Source organism: Jiangella muralis (assembly GCF_001270745.1).
Lineage (GTDB): Bacteria > Actinomycetota > Actinomycetes > Jiangellales > Jiangellaceae > Jiangella > Jiangella muralis.
On sequence record NZ_KQ434756.1, the window covers coordinates 216,869 to 231,514 of the forward strand.

Sequence of the window (14,646 nt, forward strand, 5' to 3'; positions counted from 1 at the left end):
GGACTCTCCGTAGATGAGGGCGCCCGCTACAGGCGGTCGGCCAGCCAGTCGAAGAGGTGCTCGGCAGCAGTGGCGGTGGCGCCGTTCTGGCAGTGCAGTTGGGCGGTCGACTCGGTGCCGAAGAGCATCAGCTCCTTGGGGCACTCGAGCGCCTCATAGAGCTGCTCGGCCTGGCCGGTGGAGAAGCGCTCGTCGACGCCGTCCATCACGAGCGTCTCGCACTCGATCAGCTTGGCGACGTCGGTGAGGTCGCAGGCCTCGAACTCCTTCATCAACTCGTACGGCGTGTCGACGCCGTGCTTCCAGCACGAGTCGCGCAGGAACCAGCCGGCCGTCGACGACTGGGCGGCGATGGTCGCGGCGGCGGCGTTGAAGACCTCCGGGCCGTCGGCGTAGGCCTCGATCAGCGACGGCGGCAGGCCCGCGCTGATGCTGGCCCACCAGCTGAGTACGCCGGGGTCGGCGATGCACAGCTTCAGCCGCTTCTCGAACGCGGCCGCTCGCGGCGCCAGGTAGCCGCCGAAGCTCAGGCCCATCAGCGCCAGCCGGTCCGCGTCGACGCCGTCCAGACCGACCGCGACGTCGACGATCGGCGTCACGACGTTCTCCCAGTCCGGCCGGAACGGCAGTCCGTTCAGCCGCAGCGCCAGCCCTTGGCCGGGACACTGGACGGCCAGGCAGTGGATGCCGCGGCGGATCGCGCCGTCGTAGACCCACCGGGTGTCCTCGGGCCAGGCGTCGCGGCCCTGGAAGAAGATCAGCAGCGGCGCCGACGGGCCGGCGACCGGGCTGCGGTAGAGGTAGGACGGCAGGAACGAGCCCTCGTACGGGATGGCGAGGTACTCGCCCGGGTAGCCGCTGAGCTCCAGATAGCGGTCGTAGTGCCGGTAGCTGCGCTGCGCGTATTCGGCCATCCGCGGGTCGTCGGGCGGGCCGAAGTGCATGAGCGCGGCGCGCCAGTAGGTCGCCGCGCGCAGGTGGCAGTCGGCCGCCGTGACGGTGCGGCCGGCGGCCTCGGCGGACTCGGCGCGGTCCTGCAGGGCCCGCGCCATCGGCGTCCAGGCCTGGATCCAGCTCTCCTCGTCATCGACGACGATGGAGCGGGCCACCTCCAGGCATTCGCCGAGGTCGGACATGCCGAAGAACATCATGCCGAGCTGGTGCTTGAACTGGTCGTCCATCACCTCGTCGGCGATGAACTGGTGCGAGGTCCAGTGCTGCCCGGGGAAGAGCGGGTTGACGGAGGGTACGGCGGCGGTCATCGGGCGCTCCTAGCTCGTCGGGGTGTCGACGGTGTCGGTCGCCGGTGCTTCAGGCGGCGACGCCGAGTGGCGGGATACGGCCGGCCCACGGGCGGGCCTGCTCGAGTTGCGCGGCGAGGCGGAACAACATCCCCTCGTCGCCGTAGGGCCCCACGAAGTGCGCGCCGATCGGCACACCGTCGTCGGTCCAGTACAGCGGCACGGTCATGGCCGGCTGGCCGCTGACGTTGATGAGCGAGGTGAAGGCCACGAACCCGGCCGACGCGCGCATGCCGCGGGCGGGGTCGTCGGCGGTCGACGCGAAGGTGCCCAGCGGCGGCGGCGTGCTGCCCGTGGTCGGGGTGAGCCACAGGTCGTACGGCGCCTGGAACGCCGCCAGCTCGTCGCACAGCGTCTGCAGCTCGGCCAGCGCGTCCATGAAGTCGCTGACGGAGGTGGTCGTGGACCGGCCGCGCTGGATCAGCTCCCAGGTGGCCGGCTCGAACAGCTCCTCGACGGCCGGCTTGCCCGTCGAGCGTTCCAGCCGGGCGATGTCCCAGGCCAGCCCGCCGGCCGACACGGCGGCGAACGGGCCGGACAGGCCGCCGACGTCGAGGGTCGGCACACCCTCCTCGACGATGTGCCCCAGGCTCTCGCACAGCGCGGCGGCGTCATCGACGGCGGCCAGCGTGTCGTCGTCCAGCGGCGTGCCCAGCGGCGAGCGGCGGCTGACGACGATGCGCAGCCGGCCCGGGTCGCGGGACACCTCCTCGAGGTACGGCCGCTCCGGCCGCGGCGCGATGAACGGATCGCCGGGCGCCGGCCCGGCCGTGGCGTCCAGCAGCGCCGCGGAGTCGCGCACCGACAGCGTGATCGAGTTCTCGCTGAGGAACGCCATGCGCATGGAGACGCCGAGGTGCCGGCGCGCGGACGCGATGCGCAGCCGCGTCGGCTTCATGCCGAAGACGCCGCAGCACGACGCGGGGATCCGGATGGACCCGCCGCTGTCGCTGGCGTTGGCCATCGGCACCATGCGGGTCGCGACCGCGGCCGCCGCGCCGCCGCTGGACCCGCCGGCCGTCAACGCGGGGTTCCACGGGTTGCGGGTCGGGCCGAACGCCTCCGGCTCGGTGGTCGGCTGCAGGCCGAACTCCGGCAGGTTGGTCTTGCCGGAGCAGACCAGCCCGGCCGCCCGGTACCTGCGGGTGAGCGGCCCGTCCTCGGCGGAGATGTTGTCGAGCAGGTAGCGGCTGCCCGACGTCAGCCGGGTGCCGGCGTACCCGACGGCGCCGCCGTCCTTGAGCAGGAACGGCACCCCCGTGAACGGGCCGTCCGGCAGTCCTGCCTCGATCTGTGCCGCAGCCTCGTCGTACATCGTGGTGATGACGGCGTTGACCTGCGGGTTGACCTGCTCGATCCGCTTGATCGCCGCGTCGAGCAGTTCGTGTGGGGTCACCTCGCCGGAACGGACCAGTTCGGCCTGTCCGACGGCGTCCAGCGTGGGGATGTCAGTCATGGTTCGGCTTCAACGGCTCGGACACGTCAGTCTCCTGTCGGTACCGGCATCTCGAACGAGCCATCAGTATGGCGCTCAGATCAGAGCGTGACAAGCTTTTTGGCGGCTAGATCTTGGCTGACGATTCATTAGATTGATTCCGCAACGTTTCATGAGCGTTTTGATCGGTCCATCGCGGCAGCGCGTGTGTTCATATCGGTAGCTGAGCTACCTTTCTGCGAGCGCATTGTTCGGTTGCGCGGGCCGATTTCGTGCGATTGGATTGCCCCTGCAGAACGTCCACTCAAGGAGGCCGTCGTGGTCAACGGATCGCGTCCGCAGCAGGTCGAGCTCGACGAGATCGACAAGGCGATCATCCGCGTCCTCCAGGTCGACGGACGCGTCGCGTACTCCAAGCTGGGCCCCCAGGTGGGCCTGTCCCGCGCGGCCGCCCGGCAACGCGTCCAGCGCCTGATCGACAGCGGCGCCATCGAGGTCGTCGCCGTCTCCGAGCCGCTCAAGATGGGCTTCGACGTCCAGGCCATGATCGGCATCAACGTCGACGGCGACCTCCAGGAGGTCGCGTCGGCACTGGCGGCGGTCGAGGAGGTCGTCTACGTGGTGCTGTCGGCCGGGCGCTACGACATCCTCATCGAGGTCCTCGGCCGCGACCCGGGCGAGCTGCTGCGCATCCTCAACGACGTCATCCGGCGCACCCCCGGCGTGCGCAGCACCGAGCTGTTCACCTACCTGAAGATCGAGAAGGTCACGTACTCGTGGGGGGCGGTGTGACCGGTGCGTGACAGTGCGGCGCCGGGTGCGGCTCGACGTCCAGCGCGGGGTTGCGGTCGAAGAACCCCGACGGCTTGAGCCAGAACGAGATGGTGTCCACCGGCATCACCGGCCAGTCCTCGGGGCGCGGAATGTGGTGGATGCCGAACACATACCACAGCACGACGTCGGTGCGGTCGGTCGAACGTCGCGCCGACACCCACTCCGGCATGCCCATGCCGGGACCGCCCTGGTTGACGAACTCGCCGGCCGGCCAGCGCTGGTCCGGGTCGTTCGGGGTGACCCAGACGGTGTGGCCGACCACCTCGGCCCGCTGGAACACCGGCGACGCGGGGTCGAAGAACGACGGGATCGCCGCGCCCGGCACCAGCTTGTAGCCGACCGGCGTGCCGTGCGCGTTGAGCGCGGCCGGGTTGACCACCGACCACGCGCGCTGGGTCTCCCACGCGTAGTCGTCCGGCCCTTCGACGACGAATGGCGCCTTCACCTGCCGGACGCCCAGGCCGTACGGGTTCGCCGGGCCGATCGGGTCGGTCACCGTCTCCGAGCGGACCACCGTGTTGTCCGTCCCGTCGACGTCGAGGTCCAGCCGGGCGACGACGAAGTGCTGATGGATCGGCGCGTAGGTGCGGGTGTCGACGAGCGTCCCGTGCGGATGGGCGGCGCCCTCGGGGACGTGCGACACCACCATGATCCCGGTGGCGCGCACCTCGCACTCGATGCTGCCGTCCTCGTAGAACCGCCAGTACGTCAGGTACTCGTAGTTGGCGACGGTGACGTGGAAGGACACCACGAACCGCCGCTGCCGCCGTACCTCCGCGGCGCCGTCATGGTCGACGTGCTTCCAGCCGACGGCGGAGTCCTCCTCGTGCAGGCAGATCGCGTTCGGGATCGCGTACGGCCGGCCCGCGGAGTCGTGCATCACCGCGTCGAGGTAGCGGATCTCGCCCAGGCAGTCGCAGCCCAGTTTCAGTGACTGGGTCAGGAAGCCCAGGCCCCATTCGCCGATGTCGAAGGCGGTGCGGCGGTAGTGGTCGACGCCGGGGTCGCGGTACGGGACCATCATCTCGGCGAACGAGAGCTTGTGCGCGATGGGCCGCTCCCGGCCGGCGTCGCGGTAGCCGACCTGGTGCAGCGTCAGGCCCTCGCGGTGGTTGAACCCGACCCGTAGCCGCCAGTTCTGCCAGCTGACCTCGTGCCCGTCGACGCTGAATCCGGGGCCGCCGGGCTGGCTCACCTCCAGCGGCGCGCGCGGCGGGCGATGCCCGCGCAACGCCTCCGGCAGCAGGTGCGGGCGGTACTCGCCCATGATCTCGGGCCGCGGCACGGCGTAGGTGTCCTCGATCTCCAGCAGCTCCATCGCGCCGACGTCCACGACGAAGTGCAGCCCGTTGACGGGGCCCGCGTACGGGTTGCCGCCGGCCACCCGCCGCACCCACACGTCCGACCAGCCCAGCCGGCGCCCGGCGTACGCGTCGGGCACCAGCGCGCCGCCGTACGTCCACGTGTCGATGAAGACCATCGACAGGTCGGTGATGCCGCGACCGGCCAGCGCCGCCACCACGTCGGGGTGCTGGCGCAGCATGGCGTCGCACTCTTCCCACTCGTCGATGGTGAAGTTCGGCTGCACGCCGGGCACCGGCTCGAACGACTCCACGGCCGCGGCGGCGAGGTCCACGCGAGCGCGGTACGTCGAGCCGTCGAGGCGCTGGAAGCAGACCACCTCGGCCCGCCGGGGCGGCACCGGCCCGCCGTCCGCGTACGCCGCGAGGTCCGGCTTGGCCGGTTCGACGGCCTCGATCGAGGCGTACCGCCAGCCCGCGCCGACACCGTGCGCCGACGTCAGCAGCTCCCGGACGAGGTCGATCTCTTCCGCCGTCAGTGGGTCCAGCGGGTGCACGGTCACAGTGTGTCAGCCCAGCGACGCCATGACGTGCTTGATGCGGGTGTAGTCCTCCAGGCCGTAGACCGACAGGTCCTTGCCGTGGCCGGAGGACTTGAACCCGCCGTGCGGCATCTCCGCGACCAGCGGGATGTGAGTGTTGATCCAGACGCAGCCGAAGTCCAGCTCGGCCGAGACCCGCAACGCGACCTGCACGTTCGCCGTCCACACCGAGGAGGCCAGGCCGTACTCGACGCCGTTGGCCAGCGCGACGGCCTCGTCCTCGGTGCCGAACGTCTGCACCGTGATGACCGGGCCGAAGATCTCGTGCTGGGTGAGCCAGTCGTCCTGGCGCAGGCCGGCGATGACGGTCGGCTCGACGTAGAAGCCGGTGCTGCCCTGGCGGGCCCCGCCGGTGGTCACGGTGGCGTGGTCGGGCGTGCGGCCGATCGCGTCGAGGACGCGGTCGAGCTGGTGGGCGTTGTTCACCGGCGGGATCCAGGCGTCCTCGTCGCCGGCCGGCGCGCCGTACGTGGTCCGCGCCTGCGCCGCCTGTTCGGTCAGCGCCGCGGTGAAGTCGGCGGCGACGGACTCGTGCACGAGCACGCGGGTGGCGGCGGTGCAGTCCTGGCCGGCGTTGAAGTAGCCGGCCTCGGCGATGGTCGCGGCGGCGGCCGCCAGGTCGGCGTCGGGGAAGACGATGACCGGCGCCTTGCCGCCCAGCTCCAGGTGCGTGCGCTGCAGCCGCTCACCGGCGCCGGCCGCCACCGCGCGCCCGGCCGCGACCGAGCCGGTGATCGAGACCATCTGCGCCGCCGGGTGGGCGACGACGGCCGCGCCGGTGCTCCGGTCACCTGCGACGACGTTCAGCACGCCCGGCGGCAGGTGCCGCGCGGCCAGCTCGGCCAGCAGCACCGTCGTCACCGGCGTGGTGTCGCTCGGCTTGAGCACCACCGTGTTGCCGGCCGCGATGGCGGGCGCGAACTTCCAGACCGCCATCATCATCGGGTAGTTCCACGGCGTCACCTGGCCGATCACGCCGATCGGCTCGCGGCGGACCCACGAGGTGTGGCCCGCCAGGTACTCCCCCGCGGACCGGCCCTCCAGCACCCGGGCCGCACCGGCGAAGAAGCGGAGCTGGTCGACCATCGGCGGGATCTCCTCCGCCGCGGTGAGGTGCGCCGGCTTGCCGGTGTCGCGGCCCTCGGCCGCCACCAGCACGTCGGCGTGCCGCTCCACCTCGTCGGCGAGACCGAGCAACGCCTTCTGCCGATCGGCCGGCGTGCTGCGCCGCCACCCGGTGAACGCCTTCGCCGCCGCGCCGTAGGCGGCGGCGACGTCGGCCTCGCCGGACAGCGGCGCGTCGCCGTAGGTCTCCCCGGTGGACGGATCGACCAGGGGCATCGTCGCGCCCGACGCGGCCGGCGCCGACTCGCCGCCGACGAAGTTCTGGACCGTGGTCATGCGCCGCTCCATCCGATGCTGAAGTACTGGGTCTCGGTGAACTCCTCCAGGCCCTGCCGGGCGCCCTCCCGGCCGAGCCCGCTCTGCTTCACGCCCCCGAACGGCGCCGCCGGGTCGGAGACCAGCCCGCGGCCGACGCCGACCATGCCCGCGTCGACAGCCTCGGCGAGGCGCAGCGCCCGCCGCAGGTCACCGGCGTAGACGTATGCGGCCAGACCGTACTCGCTGCCGTTCACCATGCCCAGCAGCTCGTCCTCGTGTCGCCAGGTCACGATCGGGGCGACCGGCCCGAAGATCTCCTCGGTGACGACCGGCGAGTCCGGCGGCACGTCGCACAGCACGACCGGGGCGACGAAGTGCCCGGTCAGCCCCGCGGGCACGGCGGCGCGATGGGTCACTGTCGCCCCGCCGGCGACGGCCGCGTCGACCAGCGCCCGGACGTCCTCGACGGCGGTCGCCGAGATGAGCGGGCCGACCTGCGCGCCGGACGCGGCCGGTCCGACGGTCAGTTGTTCGACGGCCGCGCCGAGCTTCGCGACGAACGCGTCGGCCACGTCCGCGTGGACGTAGAACCGGTTGGCGGCCGTGCAGGCCTGCCCGCCGTTGCGGAACTTCGCCACCATCGCGCCGGCGACCGCCTCCTCGAGGTCGGCGTCCTCGGTGACGATGAACGGGGCGTTCCCGCCCAGCTCCATCGACGAGTTCACCACCCGGTCCGCGGCCTGCTTGAGCAGCGCCCGCCCGACCTCGGTCGAGCCGGTGAAGGAGATCTTGCGGACCCGCTGGTCGGCCAGCCACGCGGCGACGACGCCGCGGGAGTCCGTGGTCGGGACCACGTTCACCACGCCGTCGGGGACGCCGGCCGCGGCCAGGATGCGGGCGACGGCGAGCGCCGTCAGCGGGGTCTGCGACGCGGGCTTGAGCACGACCGTGCAGCCGGCCGCGAGCGCGGGGGCGATCTTGCGGGTGGCCATCGCCGCGGGGAAGTTCCACGGCGTCACCAGGGCGGCGACGCCCACCGGGCGGTGCGTCACGACGATGCGGGTGTCGCCGGCCGGCGACTCGCCGTAGCTGCCCGACGTCCGGGCCGTCTCCTCGGAGAACCAGCGGAAGAACTCCGCGGCGTAGGCGACCTCGCCGGCCGCGTCCGCCAGCGACTTGCCGTTCTCGGCCGCGATCAGCGCGGCCAGCCGGTCCGCGTCGGCGATCATCAGCTCGTAGGCGCGGCGCAGCGTCTCCGCCCGCTGCCGGGGCGCCGTGCGCCGCCACCCCGCGGCCGCTTCGCTCGCGGCGGTGACCGCGTCGTGGGCGTCCTGCCGCGACCCGTCGCTGACGTGGGCCAGCACGGCGCCGGTCGCGGGATCGTCGACGGTGAACGTGGCCGCGGCCGCGCGCCAGCGGCCGCCGATGAGCATCGCCTCGGGCGCGTCGATGGTCGTCACGGCTGGCCTCCCAGCGCCTCGGCGAGCACGTCCAGTCCGTCGTGCAGCAGGTCGTCGCCGATCACCAGCGGCGGCAGCAATCGCAGCACGTTGCCGTAGGTCCCGCAGGTCAGCACGATGACGCCGCGGGCATGGCAGTCGGCGGCCACGGCCCGGGCCAGCGCCGCGTCCGGCGCGCCGTCGGGGCCGACCAGCTCGACCGCCATCATCGCGCCGCGCCCCCGGACGTCGCCGATGCGCGGGTCGGTGGCGGCCAGGTCCTCCAGCCGGTCGCGGAGCACGTCCCCCACCTTCTGCGCGCGCTCGATCAGCCCGTCGGCCTCGATCGTGGCGATGGTGGCGAGCGCGGCGGCGCAGGCCAGCGGGTTGCCGCCGTAGGTGCCGCCCAGGCCGCCGGCCTTCGGCGCGGCCATGATCTCCGCGCGCCCGGTCACCGCGGACAGCGGCAGCCCGTCGGCGACGCCCTTCGCCGTCACGACGAGGTCCGGGACGACGTCCTCGTGCTCGCACGCGTACATGGCGCCGGTGCGGGCGAGGCCGGACTGCACCTCGTCGGCGACGAAGACCACGCCGTTCGCGGTACACCAGGCGGCCAGCGCGGCGAGGAAGCCCGGCGCCGGGACGATGAACCCGCCCTCGCCCTGGATCGGCTCGATGACGACGGCGGCCAGGTTCTCGGCCCGGACCTGGGTCTCGATGACGTCGATCGCCCGCCGCGCGGCCACGGCGCCGTCGCTGATGCCGTCGCGGAACGGGTAGGACAGCGGCGCGCGGTAGACCTCGGGCGCGAACGGGCCGAAGCCGTTCTTGTACGGCGCCGACTTGGCCGTCATCGCCATGGTGAGGTTGGTGCGGCCGTGGTAGGCGTGGTCGAACACGACGACGGCCTGTTTGCCGGTGTAGGTACGGGCGATCTTGACGGCGTTCTCGACCGCCTCCGCGCCGGAGTTGAACAGCACGGTGCGCTTCTCGTGCTCGCCCGGCGTCAGGCGGTTCAGGGCCTCGGCGACCTGCACGTACGCCTCGTACGGCGTCACCATGAAGCACGTGTGGGTGAACGCGGCGGCCTGGGCGGCGACGGCCTCGACCACCCGCGGCGCGCTGACGCCGACCGTCGTCACCGCGATGCCCGAGCCGAGGTCGATGAGCTGGTTGTCGTCGGCGTCGCGCACGATGCCTCCGGAGGCTTCGACGGCGAAGACCGGCATGGTCGTGGCCACGCCGGGCGCGACCGCCCGGGCCTTGCGGGTCATCAGCTCGACGGATCGCGGGCCGGGGATGGCCGTCACGACCTTCCGGATCTGGGTCAGCGGCATGAGCCCATCGTGAGGTCCACCACTTCATGCCGTCCAATACCCGATAGCATGACGACCTATGCCTGTTGAGCATGTCTGTGGGGTGCGATGGAACTCCGGGTGCTGCGCTACTTCGTCGCCACCGCCGACGTCGGCACCGCCAGCGGCGCGGCGGCGGAGCTGCACCTGACCCAGCCGGCGCTCTCGCGGCAGCTGCGCCAGCTCGAACACGAGCTGGGCGCCGACCTGTTCGCCCGGGTCCGGGGCCGGCTGGTGCTCAGCGCGGCGGGCCGCGAGTTCCTGCCGATCGCGCGCGACCTCCTCGTGCGGGCCGAGCACGCCAAGCAGGCGGCCGCCGAACTCGCCGCCGGCCGGCTCGGCCACATCGCGCTGGCCGCGCCGACCACCACGCTGACCGACGTGCTGGCGCCGTTCCTCGCCACCCTCCGCGACGACGACCCCGTCCCGACCGTCCTCGAATCCAGCCCGGTCGACGCCTATGCGGCCCTCGACCGCGGCGTCGACCTCGTCATCGTCACCGAACGGCCGCACCGCGAGCTGGCCCGCACGGCGATCGCCGTCCTGCCGGTGTTCGCCTACGTCCGCGCCGACCACACCTGGTCGGGCCGGCCGGACGTCGCCCTCGACGACCTCGTGACGATGCCGGTCGTCGTGCTGCCGCCGCACCTCAAGACGCGGCAGATCCTCGACGGCGCACTGCACCAGGCCGGGCTCGCCCTGGAGACGGCCGTCGAGACGTCCAACGCCCAGGTCGCCCAGGCACTCGCCGCCGCCGGCCGCGGCGCCGCCGTCGTCACCGACGACCCCCGGTTCGGCCTGCACCCGCTGGAGATCCTCCATAACGGCGCCGCGTTGCGCATCCACCTCTGGGCCGCCTGGCGGCCCAGCCACCACGCCTCCGCCACCCTCGCGTCGTTCGCCGCCCGGCTGCGCCGGTTCTGCGCCGAACGCTACGGCCCGCAGGTGCTGCCACCCACCTGACCGGAACGTGCGCGCCGGGCGGCGCCGTAGCCATGGCGCTCTTTGTGCGGCCATGGCAGCAGAAAGAGCGCCATCACCGCTGAGATCGGTAGCGGCGCTGCCGGCAGGCGGGCGAGCAGTACCGCCGGGCCGTTTCGTCACGCACTTCGTCACGGGCGGCCGGCTCGCCACAGCCGCCGACGCGCCGGACCTGTGGGCCTCCGTCGTCGGCGACGGGTGACATCGTGGGTCCATGACAATCGAGGCGCTGGGATTCGCGCCGTCGGCCCGCGTCCTGATCGTCAACTGCGACGACCTCGGCCTGCACCCGGCCGTCAACGCGGCAGTCGTCGACGCCGTCGAAAACGGGATCGCCGGCTCGGCCAGCCTCATGGTGCCGCCGCCGGGCGCCGCCGACGCGATGCGGCTGCTCCGGGACCGGCCGTGGCTGGCGTTCGGTGTGCACCTCACCCTGATCCGCGACGCCGACGACTTCGACTGGGGGCCGGTCGCGGCGCGGGAGCAGGTGCCGTCGCTGCTCGATCCGGCCACCGGCGAGCTGTACGCCGACACCCCGGCCGGCCGCGACCGGCTGCTCGCCCGGGCCCGCATCGAGGACGTCGAGCGGGAGCTGCGCGCCCAGCTGGACACCGTGCTACGGGCCGGGCTCGCGCCGACCCACCTGGACTGGCACTGCCTCGCCGACGGCGGCCGCGCGGACGTCTTCGAGCTCGGCCTGGCGCTCGCCGCGGAACACGGCCTCGCCGCCCGCGTCTGGCTCGACGATGGACGGGCTGCGGCGCGCGCCCGCGGCCTGCCCGTCATCGACCACCCGTTCGTCGACAGCTTCGCCCTCGACCTCGACGACAAGCCGGCGACGTACGAGCGGCTGCTGCGCGACCTGCCCGCCGGCCTCAGCGAATGGGCCGTCCACCCGGGGCTCGCGACCCCGGAATGGCGGACGATCGAGCCCAGCGGCTGGCGGGTGCGCGCCACCGACCACGCGTTCCTCACGTCGGCCCGCGCCGGCGCCGTCCTCGCCGACGAGGGCATCACCGTCATCGACTACCGGCCGCTCCAGCTGACGAGAACGATCAGGTGACGGAACCGCCCGGCATTCGCGCGTTGCGTCACCTGATCATCTCCACGATGCGGACACAAAACGATCAGGTGACAAAGCCGCGACGAACCTGGGCGATACGTCACCTGATCGTCGGCAGCTACGGACCCGGCGCACGTCGGCCAGCCAACGAGCGGACTCACTCAGCTAGGACGTGAACGTGTAGGCGATCCGGCCGGCGCGGCCGTGCGGAACCCGGAGGACGTGCAGCCGGCGGGAGGCGTCCAGGAAGTAGGTCCGCGCCGACGGCGTGAGGGTGGCGTCGGACGCGGCGCCCCAGTCGACCGTCAGGGTGACGTCGCCGCGGGTGATCGCCAGCGAGGTGGCCGACGCGGCGGCCGGAGCGCCGAAGGCCACCTCGGCGCCGGTCGACCACCGCACGTCGTCGTCGGGCCGGAGGACGAGCGGGATCTGCTCGGACGCGTCCTGGCTGGTCGTGATCTCCCGGACCAGCCCGGCGTCGGTGAACAGCGCCGCGACGGTCACGTTGCCGCCCGTCGTCGACCAGCGCAGGCCGAGGTCGCCGCGGACCGCCGAGACCCCGCCCGGCGCGACGACCGGGCCGGCGCCGACCGGCCCGTCGTGATACGTCGGCGTCAGGTTCGACGCGCCGTCGGTGCCACCGTTCGCGAGCACCGTCGCCCAGCATTCGGCGTTGGAGTTCTGCCCGCCGTGGACGAAGGTGCCGGCCTCCGGGTGCCAGAGCAGCCCGAGCCCCGCCCGCACGACGCCGTTGGGCCGGGTGCCGAGGAACGCCTGCAGGTAGTACGAGGGGCGCCGGAGGAACAGGTAGTGCTGGTCGTGCGGGTCGGCGCGCAGTTCGGTGAACCGGCTGAACCGCACGGCGGGCAGCCCGGCGATCGCGACGTCGCGCTGCCGCCGGGTCGCGTACGCCTCGCCGTACGGGATGTTCGCGGGGATCCGCGGGTTCGTGTCGCCCGGCGCCAGAGCGGCTACCGGCGACGGGTCCGCCGCCCACGCCGCCCGCTGCGCGTCCCGCTCCTCCCGGGCGGGGTAGAAGACCCGCAGGTCGGGCACGGAGCGGGAGAACACCGAGCCGAGGTCGCGCTGCTGCCGGTCCGGCGTCACCGGGTCGAGGAAGTACATGGGGGTGCGCGCGGCGCCGGAGGCGAACGAGACCAGCCCGGCGCCGTCCGGCTCGGGGACGACGGTGTAGCTGAGCCACTCCGCGAGCCGGCGCACCATGGGCAGGAACACCGGCCGGCCGATCTCGGTGTGGAGCTCGTGCAGCTCGGTGAGCGTGACATTGAGGTTGTAGGCGATGTCCATGCCGCGCGGCTCGTAGAGGAACCCGGCCGGGCTCTGCGCGTGCGCGGCGAAGAAGGCGATGCGATCGTCGAGCAGCCGGCGCAGTCCGGCGTCCGGGTCGAGGCTCAGCGCCTTGGCCGCGCCGGCCAGCCCGGCGGCGGGCTGGTTCGCGAACTCGACCATGCCGTCCTGCCAGACGCCGGTGTTGGCGGGGTCGAGGAACCACGTCATGGCCCGGCGCAGCGCGGCGCTGATCTCGGCGCCGCGCTCCGGCAGGACGCGCACGGCGCGCAGCTCGTGCAGCGTCTTGCTCAGGTACCCGAGCGCGAACGCCGTGGCCGCCCGCGACCGCTCGTCCGGCGAGTACTCCGGCCAGGAGCCGTCGTCGTGCTGCAGCCGCAGGTAGTAGCCGATGGCCGCGTCCAGGCGGGCGAGCAGGACGGGGTCGTGACGGTACGGGTTCCACGGCCGGTCGGCGCCGTGGAACCAGGCGAGCGTGGCGACGTGCTCCATGATCCGCGCGTTGAACGGCTCGACCGGGGTGCGCCACCAGCCGCCGGCCATGAACCCGCGCAGGTCGCCGTCGGAGTCGTCGATGTCGTTGACCATGTCGGCCAGCGTGACCAGGTACGGCGCGTACCGCTGTTCGGCCGCCGCGAACGCCGTCCGCGCGGGCGCGTCGGCGGGAAGCGGCGCGAGCCGGGCCAGCGGGCCGCCACCGGTCATCGCGACGGGGTCCGCGTACGCCGGCCGTGTGAGGGCCAGCCCGCCCACCAGCCCGGCTACCCCGCCGATGAGCACCGTCCGCCGGTTCGGACGTGCGCCTGCGTCTGCCATGGTGCCTCCGTATCCGCCGCGACCGCGGCCGGGTCGGGGGTCCGTCAGCCTTTGATGCCGCTGGCGAAGCCCTTGATGATGTACTTCTGGAGCAGGAAGTAGATGACGAGGATCGGCACGATCGCGATCCCCATTCCGGCGAAGATCACCTGCCACTGGCTGGCGAACTCCCCGCGGAAGGCGAAGATCGCCACCGGCAGCGTCTGCTGCGGGCTGCCGCCGACGTAGAGCAGCGGGGTCAGGAAGTCGTTCCAGATGTTGATGGCCGACAGGATCACGACGGTGCCCGTCACCGGGCGCAGCAGCGGGAAGACGATGCGCCGGAACACCGCCAGCGACCCCGCGCCGTCGACGCGCGCCGCCTCCTCGTAGTCGCGGGGCAGGGCGCGCAGGAACCCGGCGTAGAGGAACACGGCCAGCGGCAGCTGGTGCCCGATCTCGAAGATGATCAGCGACGTGTAGGTCTGCAGCAGGTTCAGGTCGCGCATCAGCTGGTACAGCGGCACCATGCCGAGTTGCAGCGGGATCATCAGGCCCAGCAGGAACAGCAGGTACGTCCCGTAGCTCAACCGGGTCGCGCGCCGGGCCAGCACGTACGCCGCCAGCGATCCGCACGTCACCAGCAGCACCACCGACAGGCTGGTCACCACGACGGAGTTGACCATCGCCGTGCCGAGGTCGCCGCGCTGCCAGGCCTCGGTGAAGTTGGCCAGCGCCGGGTTGGACGGCAGCGCCAGCGGCGAGCGGGCCAGCTCGGCCGGCGTCTTGAGCGCCACGGTGAGGAAGACGTAGAACGGGAACAGGAAGATCGCGGCGACGGCGAGCATG

11 protein-coding genes are annotated in these 14,646 nt (G+C 72.6%); 3 read left to right on the forward strand and 8 right to left on the reverse strand.

Annotation, left to right across the window (positions count from 1 at the left end; all coding sequences use genetic code 11):
- Positions 1-26 precede the first annotated feature (26 nt).
- Entirely contained in the window at positions 27-1,262 is a 1,236-nt protein-coding gene (locus tag ACW62_RS12940; protein ID WP_053204514.1) for an alpha/beta hydrolase family protein, read from the reverse strand.
- Positions 1,263-1,311: 49 nt separating this feature from the next.
- Positions 1,312-2,757, reverse strand: coding sequence for an amidase (locus ACW62_RS12945; RefSeq protein ID WP_053204515.1), 1,446 nt, complete (start codon positions 2,755-2,757; stop codon positions 1,312-1,314).
- A gap of 297 nt (positions 2,758-3,054) precedes the next feature.
- On the opposite strand from ACW62_RS12945, the gene ACW62_RS12950 reads away from it, so the two are divergent.
- Complete coding sequence (locus ACW62_RS12950) at positions 3,055-3,528, forward strand: Lrp/AsnC family transcriptional regulator (RefSeq protein ID WP_053204516.1); 474 nt, start codon at positions 3,055-3,057, stop codon at positions 3,526-3,528.
- Here the strand turns inward: ACW62_RS12950 and ACW62_RS12955 are convergent.
- The 4 genes from ACW62_RS12955 to gabT are packed head-to-tail and all read right to left on the reverse strand — an operon-like array spanning position 3,503 to position 9,632.
- Positions 3,503-5,434 (reverse strand): primary-amine oxidase, encoded by a 1,932-nt coding sequence (locus ACW62_RS12955; protein ID WP_053204517.1) that lies wholly within the window; start codon positions 5,432-5,434, stop codon positions 3,503-3,505. The two genes, ACW62_RS12950 and ACW62_RS12955, sit on opposite strands and share 26 nt — an antisense overlap.
- A gap of 6 nt (positions 5,435-5,440) precedes the next feature.
- The gene (locus tag ACW62_RS12960; RefSeq protein ID WP_053204623.1) at positions 5,441-6,874 is read right to left on the reverse strand and encodes an aminobutyraldehyde dehydrogenase; all 1,434 of its coding nucleotides are present in this window, start codon (positions 6,872-6,874) and stop codon (positions 5,441-5,443) included.
- Positions 6,871-8,289: an NAD-dependent succinate-semialdehyde dehydrogenase gene (locus ACW62_RS12965; RefSeq protein WP_053204624.1), complete on the reverse strand. Its 1,419-nt coding sequence runs from the start codon at positions 8,287-8,289 to the stop codon at positions 6,871-6,873. Before ACW62_RS12965 ends, ACW62_RS12960 begins: the two co-directional genes overlap by 4 nt.
- 23 nt (positions 8,290-8,312) lie before the next feature.
- Positions 8,313-9,632, reverse strand: a complete 1,320-nt coding sequence (gabT, locus tag ACW62_RS12970) for a 4-aminobutyrate--2-oxoglutarate transaminase (protein WP_053204518.1) — start codon at positions 9,630-9,632, stop codon at positions 8,313-8,315.
- 87 nt (positions 9,633-9,719) lie between these two features.
- On the opposite strand from gabT, the gene ACW62_RS12975 reads away from it, so the two are divergent.
- Both ACW62_RS12975 and ACW62_RS12980 read left to right on the forward strand, forming a co-directional pair.
- Positions 9,720-10,613 (forward strand): LysR family transcriptional regulator, encoded by an 894-nt coding sequence (locus ACW62_RS12975; protein ID WP_053204519.1) that lies wholly within the window; start codon positions 9,720-9,722, stop codon positions 10,611-10,613.
- Positions 10,614-10,845: 232 nt separating this feature from the next.
- On the forward strand, positions 10,846-11,694 hold the full coding sequence (locus tag ACW62_RS12980) for a ChbG/HpnK family deacetylase (protein WP_053204520.1): 849 nt from the start codon (positions 10,846-10,848) through the stop codon (positions 11,692-11,694).
- A 165-nt stretch (positions 11,695-11,859) separates the two neighbouring features.
- Here the strand turns inward: ACW62_RS12980 and ACW62_RS12985 are convergent, their stop codons facing one another.
- Together ACW62_RS12985 and ACW62_RS12990 are read right to left on the reverse strand one after the other, a co-directional pair.
- Positions 11,860-13,818 carry a hypothetical protein gene (locus ACW62_RS12985; RefSeq protein ID WP_157574718.1) on the reverse strand — a complete coding sequence of 653 codons (1,959 nt, stop codon included), beginning with the start codon at positions 13,816-13,818 and terminating at the stop codon, positions 11,860-11,862.
- Between the two features lie 44 nt (positions 13,819-13,862).
- On the reverse strand, positions 13,863-14,645 hold the full coding sequence (locus ACW62_RS12990) for a carbohydrate ABC transporter permease (RefSeq protein WP_053204625.1): 783 nt from the start codon (positions 14,643-14,645) through the stop codon (positions 13,863-13,865).
- Position 14,646: the final 1 nt, after the last annotated feature.

Coding starts and splice junctions, on each gene's coding strand:
- ACW62_RS12940 (WP_053204514.1), bottom strand. CDS start 1,262: ATGACCGCCGCCGTACCCTCCGTCAACCCGCTCTTCCCCGGGCAGCAC.
- ACW62_RS12945 (WP_053204515.1), bottom strand. CDS start 2,757: ATGACTGACATCCCCACGCTGGACGCCGTCGGACAGGCCGAACTGGTC.
- ACW62_RS12960 (WP_053204623.1), bottom strand. CDS start 6,874: ATGACCACGGTCCAGAACTTCGTCGGCGGCGAGTCGGCGCCGGCCGCG.
- ACW62_RS12965 (WP_053204624.1), bottom strand. CDS start 8,289: ATGCTCATCGGCGGCCGCTGGCGCGCGGCCGCGGCCACGTTCACCGTC.
- gabT (WP_053204518.1), bottom strand. CDS start 9,632: ATGCCGCTGACCCAGATCCGGAAGGTCGTGACGGCCATCCCCGGCCCG.
- ACW62_RS12975 (WP_053204519.1), top strand. CDS start 9,720: ATGGAACTCCGGGTGCTGCGCTACTTCGTCGCCACCGCCGACGTCGGC.
- ACW62_RS12980 (WP_053204520.1), top strand. CDS start 10,846: ATGACAATCGAGGCGCTGGGATTCGCGCCGTCGGCCCGCGTCCTGATC.
- ACW62_RS12985 (WP_157574718.1), bottom strand. CDS start 13,818: ATGGCAGACGCAGGCGCACGTCCGAACCGGCGGACGGTGCTCATCGGC.
- ACW62_RS12990 (WP_053204625.1), bottom strand. CDS start 14,645: ATGCTCGCCGTCGCCGCGATCTTCCTGTTCCCGTTCTACGTCTTCCTC.